This is a genomic window from Ruegeria discodermiae (assembly GCF_030758345.1).
In the GTDB taxonomy this organism is placed as follows: Bacteria; Pseudomonadota; Alphaproteobacteria; order Rhodobacterales; family Rhodobacteraceae; genus Ruegeria_C.
The window spans coordinates 127392-145469 of the sequence record NZ_JAVAMO010000004.1 but is presented as its reverse complement, the minus strand read 5'-3'; the positions used below and the strand labels follow the sequence as shown (position 1 = coordinate 145469).

Genomic DNA, 18078 nt, shown 5'->3' with positions numbered 1-18078 from the left:
GGGTTGTCCCGGTCGGCCATAGGGTGTTGAACCATTTCATGCCCATGCCCGATTCCCCACCGCAGCGCCCGCTTGTCGGTATCCTCTGGATGCTCGCTGCGGGCGTGTGCTTTGTACTGATGACAGCGTTGGTCAAGGTGATCGGAAACGCGATGCATCCGGTTCAACTGGCATTTCTGCGCTATATATTGGGTCTGGTCTTTGTGCTGCCGGTGATCCGCCCGCTGATCACCACGCGGTTCACACGCCGCCAATGGGCGCTGTTCGGCATCAGGGGCGCGCTGCAATCGGTGGCGGTGATGCTGTGGTTCTTTGCAATGACGCAGATCCCCTTGGCCGAGGTCACGGCGATGAACTATCTGACCCCGATCTATGTCACGCTTGGGGCCGTGTTCCTGCTGGGGGAGCGGTTGGCCTTGCGCCGGATCACCGCCATCGGCTTTGCATTTATCGGTGCGTTGATCATTCTGCGCCCGGGATTCCGCGAAGTTTCTGCGGGTCATCTGGCGATGCTGGGAACCACGTTGTTGCTGGGTGGTGCCTATCTGCTGGCCAAGGTCACCGTGGACGAGGTGCGCCCGGCGCTGGTGCTGGCGCAGATGTCGATCTGGGTTGCTGTTTTCCTTGCCCCGTTTGCCGTTGTGGTCTGGCAGCCATTCAGCCCCTCCGATCTCGGTTTTGTCTTTCTCGTCGCAACGATGGCGACCGCCGGGCACTATTGCATGACTCGCGCGCTGCAAGCCGCGCCAGTGGCCGTGACCCAGCCTGCCACCTTCCTGCAACTGGTCTGGTCGGTCGCGCTGGGGGCGCTGGCCTTTGATGAAGGGATCGACCCCTGGGTGGTAGCCGGTGGCACGCTGATCCTCGCCTCGGTCAGCTTTATTTCATGGCGCGAGGCGGCGTTGCAGCGGCGCCAGATTACCCCGGTCAATCTTGAGCCGAAGCTGTGACGCAGGGCGCCTGCGGGTTATTGATTGACGAGTCAATAAAAACACCCTAGCTGTTTTCCCTAACCTCGCGGAAAGGGACGTGACGATGCCAAAATTGGGAATGGAGCCGATCCGGCGCGAAGCCATCGTGCGGGCGACCATTGCCGAGCTTGGCCAGACCCGTTCGCTGGATGTCACCGTCAGCCAGATCGCCAAACGCGCCGGTATGTCCAGCGCCCTGGCGCATCACTATTTCGGCGGTAAGGATCAGATATTCCTCGCCGCGATGCGCCGTATTCTGGCCGATTTTGCGGCCGAGGCGCGTGCCGAGCTGAAGGCCGCCGCGCCCGAGGATCGCGCGCGGGCGGTGATCCGCGCCTGTTTCGCGCCGTCATGCTTTTCACCGGATGTCATCGCGGCCTGGATGACCTTCTACGTGATGGCCCAGTCCAATCAGGAGGCGCTGCGGCTCTGGCAGATTTACCAATCCCGCATAAGGTCCAATCTTGTGCATGCGCTGAAGGGCCGGACCAAAGACCCCAAGGATGTTGCCGAAACGTTGATTGCCCTGATCGATGGGCTTTACATCCGGGCCGCATTGGGCGCGCCGGAACGGCCTGAACTGGCGGTGCGGCAGGCTTCGACCATCCTCGATACGCTCACAGGCAGACTGTCATGACTCAACCCAACATTCTGATCCTGATGGTGGATCAGCTTAACGGAACTCTATTTCCCGATGGTCCCGCCGACTGGTTGCATGCGCCCAACCTCAAGCGCCTTGCCGCGCGCTCGACCCGGTTTGCAAACACCTACACCGCCTCGCCGCTTTGTGCGCCGGGGCGGGCGGGATTCATGTCCGGGCAATTGCCATCGCGCACCGGGGTCTATGACAATGCAGCCGAGTTCCGCAGCGATATTCCGACCTATGCGCATCATCTGCGCCGGGCGGGGTACTACACCTGTCTCAGCGGCAAGATGCATTTCGTCGGTCCTGATCAGATGCACGGGTTCGAGGACCGTCTGACCACCGATATCTATCCCGCCGATTTCGGTTGGACGCCGGATTACCGCAAGCCCGGCGAACGCATCGACTGGTGGTATCACAATATGGGCTCGGTCACTGGCGCGGGCGTTGCCGAAATCTCGAACCAGATGGAATATGATGACGAGGTTGCCTATCACGCCACCGCCAAGCTCTATGATCTTGCGCGTGGCAGGGACGAGCGCCCTTGGTGCCTGACCGTCAGCTTTACCCATCCGCATGACCCTTACGTCGCGCGGCGGAAATACTGGGACCTCTACGAGGATTGCGAACATCTGCTGCCGCAGGTTTCCGACCTCGGCTATGACAATCAGGACCCGCATTCGCAGCGTATCTTTGATGCCAATGACTGGCGCAGTTTCGACATCACCGAAGAAGATATCCGCAAATCCCGCCGGGCCTATTTTGCCAATATCTCCTATCTGGACGACAAGATCGGTGAAATCCTGCATGTGCTGGAGAGCACACGGCAAGAGGCGATCATCCTCTTTGTGTCGGATCACGGCGACATGCTGGGTGAGCGGGGCCTCTGGTTCAAGATGTGCTTCTACGAGGGCTCGGCGCGGGTGCCTCTGATGATCTCGGCGCCTGACATGCCTGTCGGGCGGATCGACACTCCGGTTTCCACTATCGACGTGACACCGACGCTGGGCGCTCTTGCAGGCGTGGATATGGCTGAAATCGCGCCCTGGACTGACGGCGAAGACCTTGTGCCGCTGGCAAATGGCGTCGAGCGGAGCGCGCCGGTGGCGATGGAATACGCCGCGGAGGCCTCGCATGCGCCGCTGGTTTCCCTGCGCTATGGCAAGTGGAAGTATAACCGCTGCGCGCTGGACCCCAATCAGCTGTTTGACCTAGAGGCAGATCCGCATGAGTTGACCAACCTGGCCGACAGCCCGGCGCATCAGGGCACCTTGCAGTCGCTGCGCGCCAAATCCGAGGCGCGCTGGGATCTGGACGCCTATGACGCTGATGTGCGGGCCAGCCAGGCCCGCCGCTGGGTGGTCTATGAAGCACTTCGGCAGGGTGGCTACTATCCCTGGGACTACCAGCCGCTGCAACGCGCCTCGGAACGCTACATGCGCAACCACATGGATCTGAACACCGTCGAGGAAAGCCAGCGCTTTCCGCGCGGCGAATGATCCTCTGCGACCCCTCTTTGAACGGCACACCTCTATGAGTTATCTGACCCAACCCACGGCCAGCCATTTCGTCAATGGCGCCTATGTCGAGGATACCAACGGCACGCCTATCGACGTGATCTATCCGGCCACCGGCGCGGTGATCGCAACGGTACATGCCGCAACCCCGGAAGTTGTTGAACAGGCAATCGTCTCTGCGCGTGTCGCGCAAGGCGCTTGGGCGGCGCTTCCGGGCACCGAACGCGGCCGCATTCTGGGCCGGGCAGCAGATATGATGCGCGAACGTAACCACGATCTGAGCGTGCTGGAAACCTGTGACACCGGCAAACCTTATCAGGAGACGTCCGTGGCGGATGCCACCAGCGGGGCCGATGCGCTGGAATATTTCGGCGGCCTTGCGGCGACGCTGACCGGCGAGCACATTCAGCTAGGAACGGATTGGGCCTATACGCGGCGCGAGGCGCTGGGGCTGTGCGTGGGGATCGGGGCCTGGAACTATCCAACCCAGATCGCCTGCTGGAAGGGCGCGCCCGCGCTGGCCTGTGGCAATGCGATGATCTTCAAACCCTCCGAGACGACACCGCTTTGCGCATTGAAAGTGGCCGAGATTCTGCACGAGGCGGGGCTGCCCGCCGGGCTTTATAACGTCATTCAGGGCATGGGCGAAGTCGGTGGCGCGCTGGTTGGTGACCCACGCGTGGACAAGGTCTCGCTCACCGGGTCGGTGCCCACGGGCCGCAAGGTCTATGCGGCCGCGGCGGCGGGGATCAAACATGTGACGATGGAACTTGGCGGCAAATCGCCCTTGCTGATCTTTGACGATGCCGATCTGGAGAACGCGGTCAGCGGCGCGATCCTTGGCAATTTCTATTCCTCGGGGCAGGTCTGTTCCAACGGTACGCGGGTCTTCGTTCAGAAGGGCATCAAAGAGGCATTTCTGGCGCGGTTGACCGAACGGCTGAAAGGCGCGGTGATCGGCGATCCGTTGGACCCTGCCACCAGTTTTGGACCCCTCGTCAGCCAGCGCCAGCTAGAGATCGTGCGATCTTATATCGCCAAAGGCATCGAGGAAGGCGCAAGGCTGGTCACCGGTGGAGCGCGCGTGGAGCGCGACGGGTTTTTCCTGCAGCCTACCGTTTTTGCTGATGTGAGTGACGACATGACCATCGCGCGGGAAGAGATTTTCGGACCGGTGATGGCAGTGCTCGATTTCGACACGGAAGAGGAGGCCTTGGCGCGGGCAAACGCGAGCGAGTTCGGCCTGTCTGCCGGTGTCTTCACCCGCGATCTGGTGCGCGCGCATCGTGTGGTGGCCGGGTTCGAGGCGGGAACCTGTTTCATCAACTCCTACAACGATGCGCCGGTCGAGATGCCGTTTGGCGGCTCGAAGCTGTCAGGTGTGGGACGCGAGAACGCCAAAGCCGCAATCGAGCATTATAGCCAGTTGAAATCCGTCTATGTGCGCATGGGCGATATGGAGGCCCCGTTCTGAGCGGGGCTGTTTCCGGATTGAGCGCTTCCGCGCGCTCTTTTTTGACAATGACAGACGTGACACGCCGGAACGAGCCGGGTGGAGGTGGAAATGGAAGCAGATTTTGTGATCGTTGGCGCGGGCAGCGCCGGCTGCGCGATGGCCTATCGGTTGAGCGAGGCGGGGTCCTCGGTATTGGTGATCGAACATGGCGGCAGCGATATCGGGCCGTTTATCCAGATGCCCGCCGCTCTGAGCTATCCGATGAACATGTCGCGCTATGATTGGGGGTTCAATTCCGAGCCGGAGCCACACCTGAACAACCGGCGGCTGGTGGTGCCGCGCGGCAAGGTGATCGGCGGATCCTCCTCGATCAACGGTATGGTCTATGTGCGCGGCCATGCGATGGATTTCGACACCTGGGCCGAGATGGGTGCCGATGGCTGGGCCTATACGAATGTCCTGCCCTATTACAAGCGGATGGAGCATTGGCATGATGGCGGCCATGGGGGTGACAGCGAATGGCGTGGCATCGACGGCCCGTTGCATGTCAGCCGTGGCCCACGCCGCAATCCGCTTTACCACGCGTTTGTCGAGGCCGGGAAACAGGCCGGGTATGAGACAACGGGCGATTACAATGGCGAGAAGCAGGAAGGTTTCGGTCCGATGGAGCAGACCGTCTGGCGCGGGCGGCGCTGGTCGGCGGCCAATGCCTATCTGCGGCCCGCGCTGAAGCGTCCTAATTGTGATCTGGTCAACGGGCTGGCGCAGCGGGTCGTGATCGAAGAAGGCCGCGCCGTAGGTGTCGAGATCAAGCGCGGCAACAGCACGCAGGTGTTCCGGGCGCGGCGCGAAGTGGTTCTGGCAGCCTCGTCGATCAACTCGCCCAAGCTGTTGATGCTGTCGGGCATCGGCCCGGCGGCGCATCTGGCGGAACATGGGCTTGAGGTGGTTGCGGACCGGCCCGGCGTTGGCGCAAACCTGCAGGACCATCTGGAGATTTATTTCCAGATCGCCTCGCTGAAGCCGATCACGCTCTACCGATATTGGAACCTGATCAGCAAGGCGGTGATCGGGGCGCAGTGGCTGTTCACCAAGACCGGGCTCGGGGCGTCGAATCAATTCGAAAGCGCGGCCTTCATCCGCTCGCGTGCAGGGATACCTTATCCGGATATCCAGTATCACTTCCTGCCCATGGCCGTGCGCTATGACGGCCAGGCCGCCGCCGAGGGGCATGGCTTTCAGGCGCATACCGGCCCGATGCGCTCTCCGTCGCGCGGGGCGGTGACACTGCGCTCAGCGGACCCGGCTGAGGCGCCGGTGATCCGGTTCAACTACATGTCGACCGAACAGGATTGGGACGAGTTTCGCACCTGCCTGCGCCTGACCCGCGAGATCTTCGGGCAAGAGGCCTTCAAGCCTTTTGTCGGCAAGGAAATTCAGCCCGGCGCCGATCTGCAAAGCGATGACGAGTTGGACGGCTTCATCCGCGAACATGCCGAAAGCGCCTATCACCCCTGCGGCACCTGCCGCATGGGCCGCGCCGATGATCCAAACGCGGTGGTGGACCCCGAGGCACGGGTGATCGGGGTGGACGGGCTGCGGGTTGCTGACAGCTCAATCTTTCCACAGATCACCAATGGCAACCTGAATGCGCCTTCGATCATGGTCGGAGAAAAAGTGTCCGACCATCTGCTGGGGCGCGGAATGCTGCCGCGTTCAAATGCGCAGCCTTGGGTGCACCCGGATTGGGAGACGTGGCAGCGCTGAAGGTGTTGAAACTTGCCGTTCCCATGCACAGCTTGATCCGTGTCAAAGCAGTTCACTACTTTGCGAATCTAATCTGAGCCGCACATAAAGATCAGGAGCACATATATGTCCCACACCCCGCATGAACTGGCCGAGGAATTTCCGGATAAAGTGGACGTCATGAGCCAGCTCAAGCAGAGCGATGCGCATTTTGCGCGACTCTCGGACGAGTATCACGAGGTCAACCGCGCGGTGCATCGCGCCGAGACCAATGTTGAGCCCATGGAGGATCTGGCAGAGGTCGAGCTGCGCAAGAAGCGCGCGGCGCTCAAGGACGAGATCTGGGGTATTCTGGCCAAAGCCTGAGCCCTGGCGGGTCGGGGATCACCCCTGATCCGCCGACAGTTCCCGGGCCGTTTCAGTCGACGAGGTAAGGCAGGGTGCCGCGCGTGTCGGGGTCGATGGTCAGCCTGCGTTCCAGCGGCGGAACCGACCGCTGGTGGCAGGTGGCGCGTTCGCAGATGCGGCAGGAAATGCCGATGGGCTCGAAAGCGCTGGCATTGTTGACATCGAGATTATCTGCATAGACCAGCGCATCCGCGTGACGTATCTCGCACCCCAGCGCGATGGCGTAACGGCGTACGGGCGCGCCGAATGACCCGCCCGGTTTCGACACGTCGCGGGCCAGTGAGATATAGCGCACCCCGTCGGGTGTCTCGGCCAGTTGGCGCAGGAAATGTCCGGGCGTCTCGAACGCACGATGCACGTTCCAGAGCGGACAGGCCCCGCCGAACCGCGCAAATTGCAGCCGTGTGGCAGAATGGCGCTTGGTGATGGTGCCCGCCTGATCGACCCGCACAAAAAAGAACGGGATGCCCTTTGCGCCGGGCCGCTGCAGGGTGGACAGCCGGTGTGCAACCTGTTCGATCGACGCGCCAAAGCGATGGCCCAGCAGTTCCAGATCATGCCGCGTTTCGCGCGCGGCCTCCAGAAAGCTGGCATAAGGCATCAGCGCGGCCCCGGCGAAGTAATTGGCCAACCCGATCTTGGCGATGGCGCGGGCGGCGTCTGTCTGGAACCGCGCGAAGTCGAGCGTGGCCTCAAGCAGCTTGTCCTGCGTCAGCAGCGCCACTTGCAGCAGCAATTGAAATATCCGTGTCTCGGGCGCGGCGCGTGAGGATAACCGTAGAAGGCGCGCCTCGGCATCGTAGCTGCGCAAGGTTTCGGTATCGACATTTCTGACGGTGATGCCCTGAGCGCCCAGCATCGCTTCGGCGGCGGAACCTATGCCGTTTTCGCGGCGGGCCAGATCGGCAAAGCGTTCGGCGCTGCGGTCGACCGCGTCGATATAATTGTCGCAATAATGAAAGAAATCTCGCACCTCTTCCCAGGGGCTGGCCTGCAGGCGGGCGTCTTCACGCCCCAGCGCCTCATCCAGCGAAGCCAGCCGCTCGTGTGTTTGGCGGTAGTGGCGGTGCAGCTCGATAAAGGCGCGGGCCAGCGCGGGTGCGTTTGAGGCGGTCAACCGCAGATCGGCGGGCGGCGGCATCATCTCGGCAAAAAGCGGATCGGCCAGCGCCTCGCGCATATCCGAGACCAGCCGCTCACTATCGCCGCTGCTGAGTTCAGTGACATCCAGTCCGAATTCCTGCGCCAGCGCCAGAACCACCGTGGTCGAAACGGGGCGGTTGTTGTTTTCCATCTGGTTGAGATAGGGAAGCGAAATGCCCAGTTTTGTTGCGAATTCTCTCTGGGTCAAAGCCAGCCTGTTGCGGATTTCGCGCAGCTTGGCACCGGCATAGAGCTTTTGGGGAGGCATGAGTGGCCTTTGCAGATTTACCTGCCCGTCAGGTTAGGTTTGCAAACCCGCCAGCGCAAGTCACCTCAGGGCCAGTTGGCGCTCGCGCCAGATAACCACGGCAATTGACCCGATCGCCAGCACCGCGGTGCCCAGCATCAGGCCCAGCAGCGGTGCCTCAGAACTGCCGGGGCCCAGCAACGCGCCGGCCATACCGCTGAGCGCAGCACCGCCCCCCAGCATGATGGCGCCGGACAGGCCCGACGCAGTGCCTGCCAGATGTGGACGCACCGATAGGGCGCCTGCGGTTGCATTGGGGATCGACATGCCGTTGCCGAGGCCCACAAAGGTCATGAAGCCGAAGAATGTCAGGGCCGAGGCGAGCCCAGAAAGCGTCAACAGCAAAGAAAGTCCAACACCTGCGGCGTTCAGTATACAGCCCCAGAGCACCATCCGATTGACCCCGAACCGCGCGGAATAGCGGCCCGACAGGAAATTGCCCAGAAAATAGCCCGCCGCTGGTGCCCCGAAATAGACTCCCATGACCGAAGACGACATGCCATAAATTTCGGTCGCGACAAAAGGCGCTCCGCCGAGATAGGCAAAGAAGGCACCCGAACTCAGCCCTGAGGCCAGCGAATAGCCCCAGAAACGCGGTGAGGTCAGAAGCTCGGGATATTCGCGGAACTGCTCGATCAGGGTCTTGCCGCTTTTCAGCGCGGTCTCACCAAAATCCACATATGTCAGCCAGAGGGTGAAGCTGCCCAGTATGAAGAGCATCCAGAAATTGGCGTGCCAGCCAAAATTCTCGTCAAGCATCCCGCCGATGGCTGGGCCGATCATGGGCACCACGGCCATGCCCATGGTGACATAGCCGAGCATCGAGGCGGCCTGATCCTGATCATGCATGTCTCGCACCGCCGCCCGGCTCAGTACCATGGCAACCACCACCACGGCCTGACACATGCGGGCGGCCAGAAAGGCCTCGGCGCTGGGCGCGTAGATACAAGCCAGCGTCGCCAGCAGGAACAGTACAAGCCCCCACAGGATCACCGGCCGCCGACCGGCCTTGTCGGCAATCGGGCCAATCACGATCTGCATCATCGCGTTGACCGCCAGATATAGCGAGATTGAAAGCTGCATGAGCCGGTACTCGGTCTCGAAATGCAGCGTCATGTTCGGCAGGCTGGGCAGATAGAGGTTCAAACCCAGCGCCGACAACCCAGTCAGCAAAACCAATGTGCCGATCCGGGGCGGGCTGCGGCGCGCCGAAGTCTCATGCTGAAGCTGGGTCATTATGTGGGATGTATGCTCAGGGGTGTGGCCTGTCCATAACCAAGATTCATAAAGATGTTAATTAACAGATTTGCATTTCGCATCCAGCGTGCTTCAAAAGATTTGCAAATTTGCTGAAAATCGCTTTGGCCGCAGGCCGATCCCTTATATGTATCGCGCGATTTTGAAAGGGACACCGGCCATGAAAGATATCCTCTCCGAGCTTGAAAACCGCCGGGACGCGGCGCGTCTGGGCGGCGGGCAAAAACGGATCGATGCCCAGCACGGGCGTGGCAAGCTGACCGCACGCGAGCGGATCGACCTGCTGCTCGACGAGGGCAGTTTCGAAGAATTCGACATGTTCGTCAGCCACCGCTGCACCGATTTCGGCATGGAAAAGCAAAAGCCCGCAGGGGACGGCGTTGTGGTCGGGTGGGGCACGATCAATGGCCGTCAGGTCTATGTGTTCAGCCAGGATTTCACCGTGTTGGGCGGGTCGGTGTCGGCCACGCATGCGATGAAGATCTGTAAGATCATGGATATGGCCGTGGCCAATGGCGCGCCGGTAATCGGGATCAACGATTCTGGCGGTGCGCGGATTCAGGAAGGCGTCGACTCGCTGGCCGGATATGGCGAGGTGTTCCAGCGCAATATCGAGGCCTCGGGCGTGGTGCCGCAGATCAGCGTCATCATGGGCCCCTGCGCCGGTGGCGCGGTTTATAGCCCTGCCATGACCGACTTCATCTTCATGGTCAAAGACAGCTCTTACATGTTCGTGACCGGCCCCGACGTGGTCAAGACCGTCACCAACGAGGTGGTCTCGGCCGAGGAATTGGGCGGGGCGTCGACCCATACCAAGAAATCCTCCGTCGCGGATGCCGCGTTCGAAAACGATGTCGAGGCCCTGGCCGAAGTGCGCCGTCTGGTGGATTTCCTGCCACTCAACAATCGGGAGAAGCCCCCGGTGCGTCCCTTCTTTGATGAGCCGGGCCGGATCGAGACCTCGCTGGACACGTTGGTGCCGGAAAACCCAAACACGCCTTACGACATGAAGGAACTCATCACCAAGGTCGCGGACGAAGGCGATTTCTATGAGCTTCAAGGGGATTTCGCCAAGAACATCATCACCGGCTTTATCCGCCTAGAAGGGCAGACCGTGGGTGTTGTAGCCAACCAGCCGATGGTTCTGGCCGGATGTCTGGACATTGATAGCTCCCGTAAGGCCGCGCGTTTCGTGCGGTTCTGTGACTGTTTTGAAATTCCGATCCTGACCTTTGTTGACGTGCCAGGCTTCCTGCCGGGTACGACGCAGGAATATGGCGGCGTGATCAAACACGGCGCGAAGCTGCTCTTTGCCTATGGCGAGGCGACCGTTCCGAAAGTGACGGTGATCACCCGCAAAGCCTATGGCGGGGCCTATGTTGTGATGTCTTCCAAGCATCTGCGGGGCGATTTCAACTACGCCTGGCCATCCTCCGAGGTGGCGGTGATGGGCGCCAAGGGCGCGACCGAAATTATCCACCGTGCCGATCTGAAAGATCCCGAAAAGATCGCCCAGCACACGGCCGATTATGAAGAACGCTTTGCCAATCCCTTTGTTGCATCGGAGCGCGGCTTCATCGACGAGGTGATCATGCCGCAGTCGACCCGCAAGCGGGTGGCACGCGCCTTTGCCTCGTTGCGGGGCAAGAAAAGCCAGAAGCCATGGAAGAAACACGACAACATTCCGCTCTAGGCCTCATTCGGGGTCGGGCCGCCGCGCAGTCTCATGCGACGGCCCGTACCTCGCTTCAACCGCAAGGACGCTACACCAGATGATCCGTGCTCTCAGATACTCGCACTCGCATGCCGCACAGGCTGAGAACTACTGCCGCGCGCGGCGGCTTGGCCGTGTCGCCGGGCTGGTATTGTGTGGTGTTGCGGGATCGGTGCAGGCGGATGCGCGGATACCGGTGCCCTCGGGGCAGCCGGTCGAGTTGCAGGATGTGCTGCTCGACAAGAACCCCGGCGCGCTGTGGCTGCGGTTCCGCTTCATGGCCCCGGCCATTGGCAAGACCGAGGAACGCATCGGCTATGAGGTTGCGGCCCATGACATGGAGTTTCTGTGTAACAAGGTCGTCGTGCCCTATGTCGGCAAGCATGAGTTGGACCCCGCGCGCATCGTCATCTCGCTGGCGGATAGAAATGTGGAATTCGGTCAGTCTGATCCCATGGCAACCCAGTTTTTCGAGACCTATCGGCTGGAAAACGCTCGCTGCATATGGGAGGAATACTGATGCTGCCACAAGATGTTGTGTTTGAGGGGCGCTCCTGTGGCCATAATACGCCTCTGTCTTGCCGCAGTGCAGCTATACCGCTTGCCGCATGTGCATTTCCGTCCTTCTGTCCTATGGTCGCGGCGATCCACAACATTGCGGGTCGCAATCAAAAGATGACGCGGGCAGGGGGCGTACCCTCTGCAGAGGCTGCGTTTTTAACCAGGAGAAGCAGATGTCGAAGAGCATCAAATTTGTCACCATGCTTGCCTTCGTCGGCACCGTCGCCGCATGTGCCGGTCAGCAGGAAGAAGAGATCGTTGTGGTCGAGCCGGTCTCGACTGAACCGGTCTTCACCGGCAAGTACAAGTAATACAGGTCCGGGACTGGCCTTTGCGCTGGTCCCGACCCATCCATGGCATCCCATCCGGGGGGCGCTGCCATGCTGAAACATCGCGGGTTTCCCGGCCGCCTTCCCGGCACCGATTTCCAGTTCACGATTCGCCGCCCTAATCCCAAGGGTGTGACGCCTCTGGTTGCACGCGATCGCTATCGTGATCGCAGACCGGCGGACAAACGCGCTGATTCCGGGTTCATGGCTGCGCTTTGGCAGCAATTTGGCGACCAGCCGTTTGAGCGGGGCAATCTGGATGCAGGCCGGTTGAGCTGGCTCTTCGGGCGCGAGGTGATTCCAGCAGAAGACCCTTTCGATCCCGAGAGTTACGAGGCATTGCTTATCGTCGACGTCAGCGTTGCGCGGGCCTCTTTTCCCGATGTTTTTGGGGATTGATCGGCATGAACCCGCAGATTTCACTCCTGGATCGGCAGAAAGTGGCTCAAAGTGAGCCTTCGCGCTTGCCATGCTTGGCGCGCCACGAACTGTCGGGCAGTCTCTCAACTGCGGGTGGCTACGCATTGCCTGCGTCACCTGCAAACCATCTATTCCGTACCCCTTCTCTGTGCGGGCAAATTGATGTTCCCCCCTTCAATTTGCCCGCCTTTTTTTCGCCCTGCGCCATGCCTGCGGGTCGGCGGGGATTTGCGCAGCCATACGCCTCAACCCGAATTGACTTGCCCGTGACGGCAGGGCGGCGGCATCACTGCGATCAGAAATCCTACGAAAAAGAAGGAAGAGCAGGATGTATACGAACAAGATTGTGCTGGCCCTGGCGGCCTGTGCGGGCCTCACGGCCTGCGGTGACAACACCACTGAACAGGTGCTCTATGGCGGCGCGGCAGGCGCTGCGGGCTCGGCCATCCTCGACACCAACGTGGTTGCCGGTGCAGCCGTCGGTGCGGCGGCAAACGTCATCTATTGCGAGGAAAACCCCGGCAAGTGCTGATCGCATTGCGGGTCTGACCACTCTACATACGCGGCCCCTTTCCGGGTCGTCTGAACTCATGCGAAGCGCCGCTCCGGTCCGACAGGACGGGGGCGGCGTTTTGCGTCTACGGAATTACAAGACAAAGGACTGCCCATGTTCAACAAGATCCTGATCGCCAACCGGGGCGAAATTGCATGTCGGGTCATCAAGACCGCCCGCAAGATGGGCATCTCGACGGTTGCCATCTATTCCGATGCCGACAAGCAGGCGCTGCATGTGAAGATGGCCGACGAGGCGGTGCATATCGGTCCGCCCCCCGCCAACCAGTCCTATATCGTGATCGACAAGGTGATGGAGGCGATCCGTTCCAGCGGCGCGCAGGCGGTGCATCCGGGCTATGGCTTCCTGTCGGAGAACGCCAAGTTTGCCGAGGCGCTTGAGGCTGAAGGTGTTGCTTTTGTCGGCCCGCCCGTGGGGGCGATCGAAAGCATGGGTGACAAGATCACCTCGAAGAAGATCGCGCAGGAGGCCAAGGTCTCGACCGTGCCCGGTTATATGGGGCTAATCGAAGATGCCGAAGAAGCGGTGAAGATCTCCAACGAGATCGGCTATCCGGTGATGATCAAGGCCTCTGCCGGGGGTGGCGGTAAAGGTATGCGGATCGCCTGGAACGATGATGAGGCACGCGAGGGCTTCCAATCGTCCAAGAACGAGGCGGCAAGCTCATTCGGGGATGACCGTATTTTCATCGAGAAATTCGTCACCCAGCCGCGCCATATCGAGATTCAGGTGCTCTGCGACACCCATGGCAACGGCATCTATCTGGGCGAGCGCGAATGCTCGATCCAACGCCGTAACCAGAAAGTGGTGGAAGAGGCGCCCAGCCCCTTCCTCGACCCCGAAACCCGCAAGGCGATGGGCGAACAGGCCGTGGCGCTGGCCAAGGCGGTGGGCTATGCCAGCGCCGGTACGGTGGAATTCATCGTTGATGGCGACAAGAATTTCTACTTTCTGGAAATGAACACGCGTCTGCAGGTGGAACACCCGGTGACCGAGTTGATCACCGGTGTCGATCTGGTGGAACAGATGATCCGCGTCGCCAATGGCGAACCGCTGAGCATCACCCAGGACGATGTCACGCTGACCGGTTGGGCGATTGAAAACCGTCTTTACGCCGAAGACCCCTATCGCAACTTTCTGCCATCGATCGGACGTCTCGTCCGCTATCGCCCGCCGCAGGAGGTCGCCTCGGGCCCGCTGCTGATCAATGACAAATGGCAAGGGGACGCGCCCGAGGGTGAAGCGGCCGTGCGCAACGATACCGGCGTCTATGAAGGCGGCGAGATCAGCATGTATTACGACCCGATGATCGCCAAGCTCTGCACCTGGGCCCCAACCCGCGAAGCCGCAATCGAGGCGATGCGCGTGGCGCTGGACAGTTTCGAGGTCGAAGGCATCGGCCACAACCTGCCCTTCCTGAGCGCGGTGATGGATCACCCGAAATTTGTCTCGGGCGACATGACCACGGCCTTCATTGCCGAGGAATATCCCGACGGGTTCGAAGGGGTCACGCTGCCCGACCAGGATCTGCGGCGCATTGCGGCCTCTTGCGCGGCCATGCACCGGGTGGCCGAGATTCGCCGCACCCGCGTGTCGGGGCGGATGGACAACCATGAGCGCAAGATCGGCAAACGCTGGAACGTGGCGCTGCAGGGCCAGGAATTTGCGGTCAAGGTCAAGGCCGACCGCGAAGGCTCGACTGTCAAGTTCGAAGATGGCAGCAAGCTACGCGTCACATCGGACTGGACGCCGGGCGATCAGCTGGCAGTTCTTGAGGTGGACGGCAGCCCGCTGGTGCTGAAAGTGGGCAAGGTTTCCGGCGGCTTCCGTGTCCGCAACCGGGGCGCGGATATGAAAGTGCATGTACGCACCCCACGCCAGGCCGAACTGGCGCGCCTGATGCCGGAAAAACTGCCCCCCGATACCTCGAAAATGCTGCTCTGCCCGATGCCCGGTCTGATCGTGAAGGTCGACGTCGAACCGGGCCAGGAAGTGCAGGAGGGGCAGGCGCTCTGCACCATCGAGGCGATGAAGATGGAAAATATCCTGCGTGCCGAGAAAAAAGGCGTGGTGGCCAAGATCAACGCAGGCCCCGGCGACAGTCTGGCCGTGGATGATGTGATCATCGAGTTCGAGTGATTGGGAACCCACCGGGAAAGGCGGCACCGTGACAAAGGTGAATGTGAAATCAGATCGGCAGCGGGGTCAGTTGAACCCCCGCTGCTCGCGCAGCTCGCGCTGGCGCAGCGGCATCTTGTCGATGGACCGGCTGATTTCGCGCACGCTCCACGGAAAAGGTTTGCGCAGACGCACGCCGCCATCCTTGCCGATGATGACCAGTTGGAAACCGCGCGGGCGCAGCTTCTTGCGCAGATCTGACGGGTTTGACGGATCGGTATCGGTCAGAACCACCACATCGCGGTCGGCCAGCATGGATTCTTCTGCCATCAGCATGTCGATTTGCTGCTGGAACCGTGGATCGGCTTCGGTGTCGGCGAAGACCACGATGGGTCGGTTCGTCCACAGAAATTCGCTCAGATCGCCATCATCCGCTGTACGGATCATCCCGGCCTCTTCAGGCTCGGACCCATCCGTCGCGGCTGCCGCGAAGGGAATTAGTGTCGCAAAAACAAGCGCAAGCGTGCGTTTCATACTCTCTCCCTTTGACATGAATATAGACGCGCGGGCGCGGAATGCGACCGCCGAATTGCACCTGTTCACCAAAATGTTGTGTGCAGCAACTCAAGAGACATCCGGCAAAGCCTGCTTTGCCATTCTCCGACAAGACGAGAGGACCCCGAGATGACGACGACCGCAGAATGGCGGGCGCTGGCCGAGAAAGAACTGCGCGGCCGCCCGTTGGATGACCTGAACCGCGAAACGATTGAGGGGATTGAGGTTAAACCGCTCTATACCGCCGAGGATACCGCCGAGCTTGATCATATCGGCACGCTGCCCGGCTTTGGTCCGTTCACCCGCGGTGTGAAAGCGACGATGTATGCTGGCCGCCCCTGGACCATCCGGCAATATGCCGGTTTCTCGACCGCTGAGGAATCAAATGCCTTCTATCGCCGCAACCTTGCGGCCGGTCAGCAGGGTGTCTCCGTGGCCTTCGATCTGGCCACCCACAGGGGCTATGACAGCGACCACGCCCGCGTTGTGGGCGATGTGGGCAAGGCCGGTGTGGCTATCGATTCTGTCGAGGATATGAAGATCCTGTTCGACGGCATTCCACTGGACAAGGTCTCGGTCTCGATGACCATGAACGGGGCGGTGATCCCGGTTCTGGCCAGTTTCATCGTTACTGGTGAAGAGCAAGGCCATGATAAGTCGCTGCTGGCGGGCACCATTCAGAACGACATTCTGAAAGAATTCATGGTGCGCAACACCTATATCTACCCGCCCGAGCCGTCGATGCGGATCATCTCGGACATCATCGAATACACCTCGAACGAGATGCCCAAGTTCAACTCAATTTCGATCTCCGGCTATCACATGCAAGAGGCCGGGGCGAACCTGGTGCAGGAACTGGCCTATACGCTGGCGGACGGACGTGAATATGTGCGTGCCGCGACGCAGGCCGGGATGGATGTGGACAAGTTTGCCGGGCGGTTGAGCTTCTTCTTTGCCATCGGCATGAACTTCTTCATGGAGATCGCCAAGCTGCGCGCCGCGCGCACGCTCTGGCACCGGGTGATGACCGAGTTCGGCGCAAAATCCGAACGCTCCAAGATGCTGCGAACCCATTGCCAGACCTCGGGCGTGAGCCTGCAGGAGCAGGACCCTTATAACAACGTGATCCGCACCGCCTATGAGGCGATGAGCGCGGTTCTGGGGGGCACGCAGTCTCTGCATACCAACGCGCTGGACGAAGCCATCGCACTGCCCACCGATTTCTCGGCCCGGATCGCGCGAAACACGCAATTGGTGTTGCAGGAGGAAACCGGTGTCACGGACGTGGTCGATCCGCTGGCGGGGTCCTACTACATCGAAAGCCTCACCAATGAGTTGATCGAAAAGGCCTGGGCCCTGATGGAGGAGGTCGAGGAAATGGGTGGCATGACCAAGGCCGTTGCCTCTGGCATGCCCAAGCTGCGCATCGAGGAGTCGGCGGCACGCCGTCAGGCGATGATCGACCGGGGCGAAGAGGTGATCGTCGGCGTCAACAAGTACCGCAAGGAACAGGAAGACCCGATCGACATTCTGGATGTTGACAACATGGCGGTGCGTGACGCGCAGATCGCGCGGCTGGAACGCATCCGCGCCACGCGCGACGACGCAGCCTGCGTGGCTGCACTGGACGAGTTGACCCGCGTCTCGCGGGAGGGTGGAAATTTGCTTGCCGCGGCGGTCGAAGCCGCGCGGGCGCGCGCATCTGTGGGAGAGATCAGCATGGCGATGGAAAAGGAATTCGGCCGTCACCGCGCCGAGGTAAAAACGCTCGCCGGTGTCTATGGCGCGGCCTATGAGGGCGACGAGGGCTTTGCCGCGATCCAGAAATCCATCGAGGATTTTGCCGAGGCCGAAGGCCGCCGCCCCCGAATGCTGGTGGTCAAGATGGGTCAGGACGGCCATGACCGGGGCGCCAAGGTGATCGCCACCGCTTTTGCTGACATCGGGTTTGACGTGGATGTCGGGCCCTTGTTCCAGACACCCGAGGAAGCGGCGCAGGATGCGGTCGACAATGACGTGCATGTGGTCGGCATCTCTTCTCAGGCCGCGGGGCACAAGACGCTGGCGCCGCAACTGGTCGAGGCGCTGAAAGCCGCCGGGGCCGAGGACATCATCGTAATCTGCGGGGGCGTAATCCCGCAGCAGGATTACCAGTTCCTTTATGATAATGGCGTCAAGGCGATCTTTGGGCCCGGAACAAACATTCCCGAAGCGGCGCAGGACATCCTGAAGCTGGTCGCCGAAGCGCGGAACTGAGACAGCGGGCGCATTGCGCCGAGCAAATTCGAAGGCAGGGTAGGGGGCGTATCAGCGCCCCTTTTTCGTTGCGCGCAGGTCGTGGCGCTGTAGCCTGACGGAC

Annotated in this window: 16 protein-coding genes; 13 read left to right on the top strand and 3 right to left on the bottom strand. The window is 61.0% G+C overall.

Annotated features, from left to right (window positions below; all coding sequences use genetic code 11):
* Nucleotides 1-38: 38 nt before the first annotated feature.
* The 6 genes from Q5Y75_RS11825 to Q5Y75_RS11800 all read left to right on the top strand — a co-directional run bounded on the left by Q5Y75_RS11825 (nt 39) and on the right by Q5Y75_RS11800 (nt 6699).
* Nucleotides 39-950, top strand: coding sequence for a DMT family transporter (locus Q5Y75_RS11825; RefSeq protein WP_306197534.1), 912 nt, complete (start codon nt 39-41; stop codon nt 948-950).
* Between the two features lie 85 nt (nt 951-1035).
* The gene (betI, locus tag Q5Y75_RS11820) at nt 1036-1608 is read left to right on the top strand and encodes a choline-binding transcriptional repressor BetI (RefSeq protein WP_306197532.1); all 573 of its coding nucleotides are present in this window, start codon (nt 1036-1038) and stop codon (nt 1606-1608) included.
* Complete coding sequence (gene betC / locus Q5Y75_RS11815; RefSeq protein WP_306197529.1) at nt 1605-3113, top strand: choline-sulfatase; 1509 nt, start codon at nt 1605-1607, stop codon at nt 3111-3113. The genes betI and betC overlap by 4 nt, the downstream gene beginning before the upstream one ends.
* A 34-nt stretch (nt 3114-3147) precedes the next feature.
* A complete protein-coding gene (gene betB / locus Q5Y75_RS11810) occupies nt 3148-4605 on the top strand; it encodes a betaine-aldehyde dehydrogenase (RefSeq protein WP_306197527.1) in 1458 nt (485 codons plus the stop codon).
* Between the two features lie 90 nt (nt 4606-4695).
* Nucleotides 4696-6354, top strand: coding sequence for a choline dehydrogenase (gene betA, locus Q5Y75_RS11805; RefSeq protein WP_306197525.1), 1659 nt, complete (start codon nt 4696-4698; stop codon nt 6352-6354).
* Nucleotides 6355-6459: 105 nt separating this feature from the next.
* A complete protein-coding gene (locus Q5Y75_RS11800) occupies nt 6460-6699 on the top strand; it encodes an HP1242/YdcH family protein (protein ID WP_306197523.1) in 240 nt (79 codons plus the stop codon).
* A gap of 52 nt (nt 6700-6751) precedes the next feature.
* Here Q5Y75_RS11800 and Q5Y75_RS11795 read toward each other — a convergent pair whose 3' ends face one another.
* On the bottom strand, nt 6752-8152 hold the full coding sequence (locus tag Q5Y75_RS11795; protein ID WP_306197522.1) for a helix-turn-helix domain-containing protein: 1401 nt from the start codon (nt 8150-8152) through the stop codon (nt 6752-6754).
* A 60-nt stretch (nt 8153-8212) separates the two neighbouring features.
* Nucleotides 8213-9427: a multidrug effflux MFS transporter gene (locus Q5Y75_RS11790; protein WP_306197520.1), complete on the bottom strand. Its 1215-nt coding sequence runs from the start codon at nt 9425-9427 to the stop codon at nt 8213-8215.
* A gap of 181 nt (nt 9428-9608) precedes the next feature.
* On the opposite strand from Q5Y75_RS11790, the gene Q5Y75_RS11785 reads away from it, so the two are divergent.
* The 6 genes from Q5Y75_RS11785 to Q5Y75_RS11760 all read left to right on the top strand — a co-directional run bounded on the left by Q5Y75_RS11785 (nt 9609) and on the right by Q5Y75_RS11760 (nt 15185).
* Nucleotides 9609-11141 (top strand): acyl-CoA carboxylase subunit beta, encoded by a 1533-nt coding sequence (locus Q5Y75_RS11785; protein WP_306197518.1) that lies wholly within the window; start codon nt 9609-9611, stop codon nt 11139-11141.
* Between the two features lie 79 nt (nt 11142-11220).
* Nucleotides 11221-11682 carry a DUF6497 family protein gene (locus tag Q5Y75_RS11780; protein WP_306197516.1) on the top strand — a complete coding sequence of 154 codons (462 nt, stop codon included), beginning with the start codon at nt 11221-11223 and terminating at the stop codon, nt 11680-11682.
* A 214-nt stretch (nt 11683-11896) separates the two neighbouring features.
* Entirely contained in the window at nt 11897-12034 is a 138-nt protein-coding gene (locus Q5Y75_RS11775) for a hypothetical protein (protein ID WP_306197514.1), read from the top strand.
* Nucleotides 12035-12103: 69 nt separating this feature from the next.
* The gene (locus tag Q5Y75_RS11770) at nt 12104-12451 is read left to right on the top strand and encodes a hypothetical protein (RefSeq protein ID WP_306197512.1); all 348 of its coding nucleotides are present in this window, start codon (nt 12104-12106) and stop codon (nt 12449-12451) included.
* Between the two features lie 349 nt (nt 12452-12800).
* On the top strand, nt 12801-13004 hold the full coding sequence (locus tag Q5Y75_RS11765; RefSeq protein ID WP_306197510.1) for a hypothetical protein: 204 nt from the start codon (nt 12801-12803) through the stop codon (nt 13002-13004).
* A 135-nt stretch (nt 13005-13139) separates the two neighbouring features.
* Complete coding sequence (locus tag Q5Y75_RS11760; RefSeq protein WP_306197507.1) at nt 13140-15185, top strand: acetyl-CoA carboxylase biotin carboxylase subunit; 2046 nt, start codon at nt 13140-13142, stop codon at nt 15183-15185.
* 66 nt (nt 15186-15251) lie between these two features.
* On the opposite strand, the gene Q5Y75_RS11755 is transcribed toward Q5Y75_RS11760, so the two are convergent.
* Nucleotides 15252-15698, bottom strand: a complete 447-nt coding sequence (locus Q5Y75_RS11755; RefSeq protein WP_306197505.1) for a DUF4174 domain-containing protein — start codon at nt 15696-15698, stop codon at nt 15252-15254.
* Nucleotides 15699-15848: 150 nt separating this feature from the next.
* Between Q5Y75_RS11755 and scpA the strand changes: the two genes are divergently transcribed.
* Entirely contained in the window at nt 15849-17975 is a 2127-nt protein-coding gene (scpA, locus tag Q5Y75_RS11750; RefSeq protein WP_306197502.1) for a methylmalonyl-CoA mutase, read from the top strand.
* Nucleotides 17976-18078 lie beyond the last annotated feature (103 nt).

Bases quoted from the DNA above. Each gene is read 5' to 3' on its own strand.
- Q5Y75_RS11825 (WP_306197534.1), top strand. From the start codon at position 39: ATGCCCATGCCCGATTCCCCACCGCAGCGCCCGCTTGTCGGTATCCTC.
- betI (WP_306197532.1), top strand. From the start codon at position 1,036: ATGCCAAAATTGGGAATGGAGCCGATCCGGCGCGAAGCCATCGTGCGG.
- betC (WP_306197529.1), top strand. From the start codon at position 1,605: ATGACTCAACCCAACATTCTGATCCTGATGGTGGATCAGCTTAACGGA.
- betB (WP_306197527.1), top strand. From the start codon at position 3,148: ATGAGTTATCTGACCCAACCCACGGCCAGCCATTTCGTCAATGGCGCC.
- betA (WP_306197525.1), top strand. From the start codon at position 4,696: ATGGAAGCAGATTTTGTGATCGTTGGCGCGGGCAGCGCCGGCTGCGCG.
- Q5Y75_RS11800 (WP_306197523.1), top strand. From the start codon at position 6,460: ATGTCCCACACCCCGCATGAACTGGCCGAGGAATTTCCGGATAAAGTG.
- Q5Y75_RS11795 (WP_306197522.1), bottom strand. From the start codon at position 8,152: ATGCCTCCCCAAAAGCTCTATGCCGGTGCCAAGCTGCGCGAAATCCGC.
- Q5Y75_RS11790 (WP_306197520.1), bottom strand. From the start codon at position 9,427: ATGACCCAGCTTCAGCATGAGACTTCGGCGCGCCGCAGCCCGCCCCGG.
- Q5Y75_RS11785 (WP_306197518.1), top strand. From the start codon at position 9,609: ATGAAAGATATCCTCTCCGAGCTTGAAAACCGCCGGGACGCGGCGCGT.
- Q5Y75_RS11780 (WP_306197516.1), top strand. From the start codon at position 11,221: ATGATCCGTGCTCTCAGATACTCGCACTCGCATGCCGCACAGGCTGAG.
- Q5Y75_RS11775 (WP_306197514.1), top strand. From the start codon at position 11,897: ATGTCGAAGAGCATCAAATTTGTCACCATGCTTGCCTTCGTCGGCACC.
- Q5Y75_RS11770 (WP_306197512.1), top strand. From the start codon at position 12,104: ATGCTGAAACATCGCGGGTTTCCCGGCCGCCTTCCCGGCACCGATTTC.
- Q5Y75_RS11765 (WP_306197510.1), top strand. From the start codon at position 12,801: ATGTATACGAACAAGATTGTGCTGGCCCTGGCGGCCTGTGCGGGCCTC.
- Q5Y75_RS11760 (WP_306197507.1), top strand. From the start codon at position 13,140: ATGTTCAACAAGATCCTGATCGCCAACCGGGGCGAAATTGCATGTCGG.
- Q5Y75_RS11755 (WP_306197505.1), bottom strand. From the start codon at position 15,698: ATGAAACGCACGCTTGCGCTTGTTTTTGCGACACTAATTCCCTTCGCG.
- scpA (WP_306197502.1), top strand. From the start codon at position 15,849: ATGACGACGACCGCAGAATGGCGGGCGCTGGCCGAGAAAGAACTGCGC.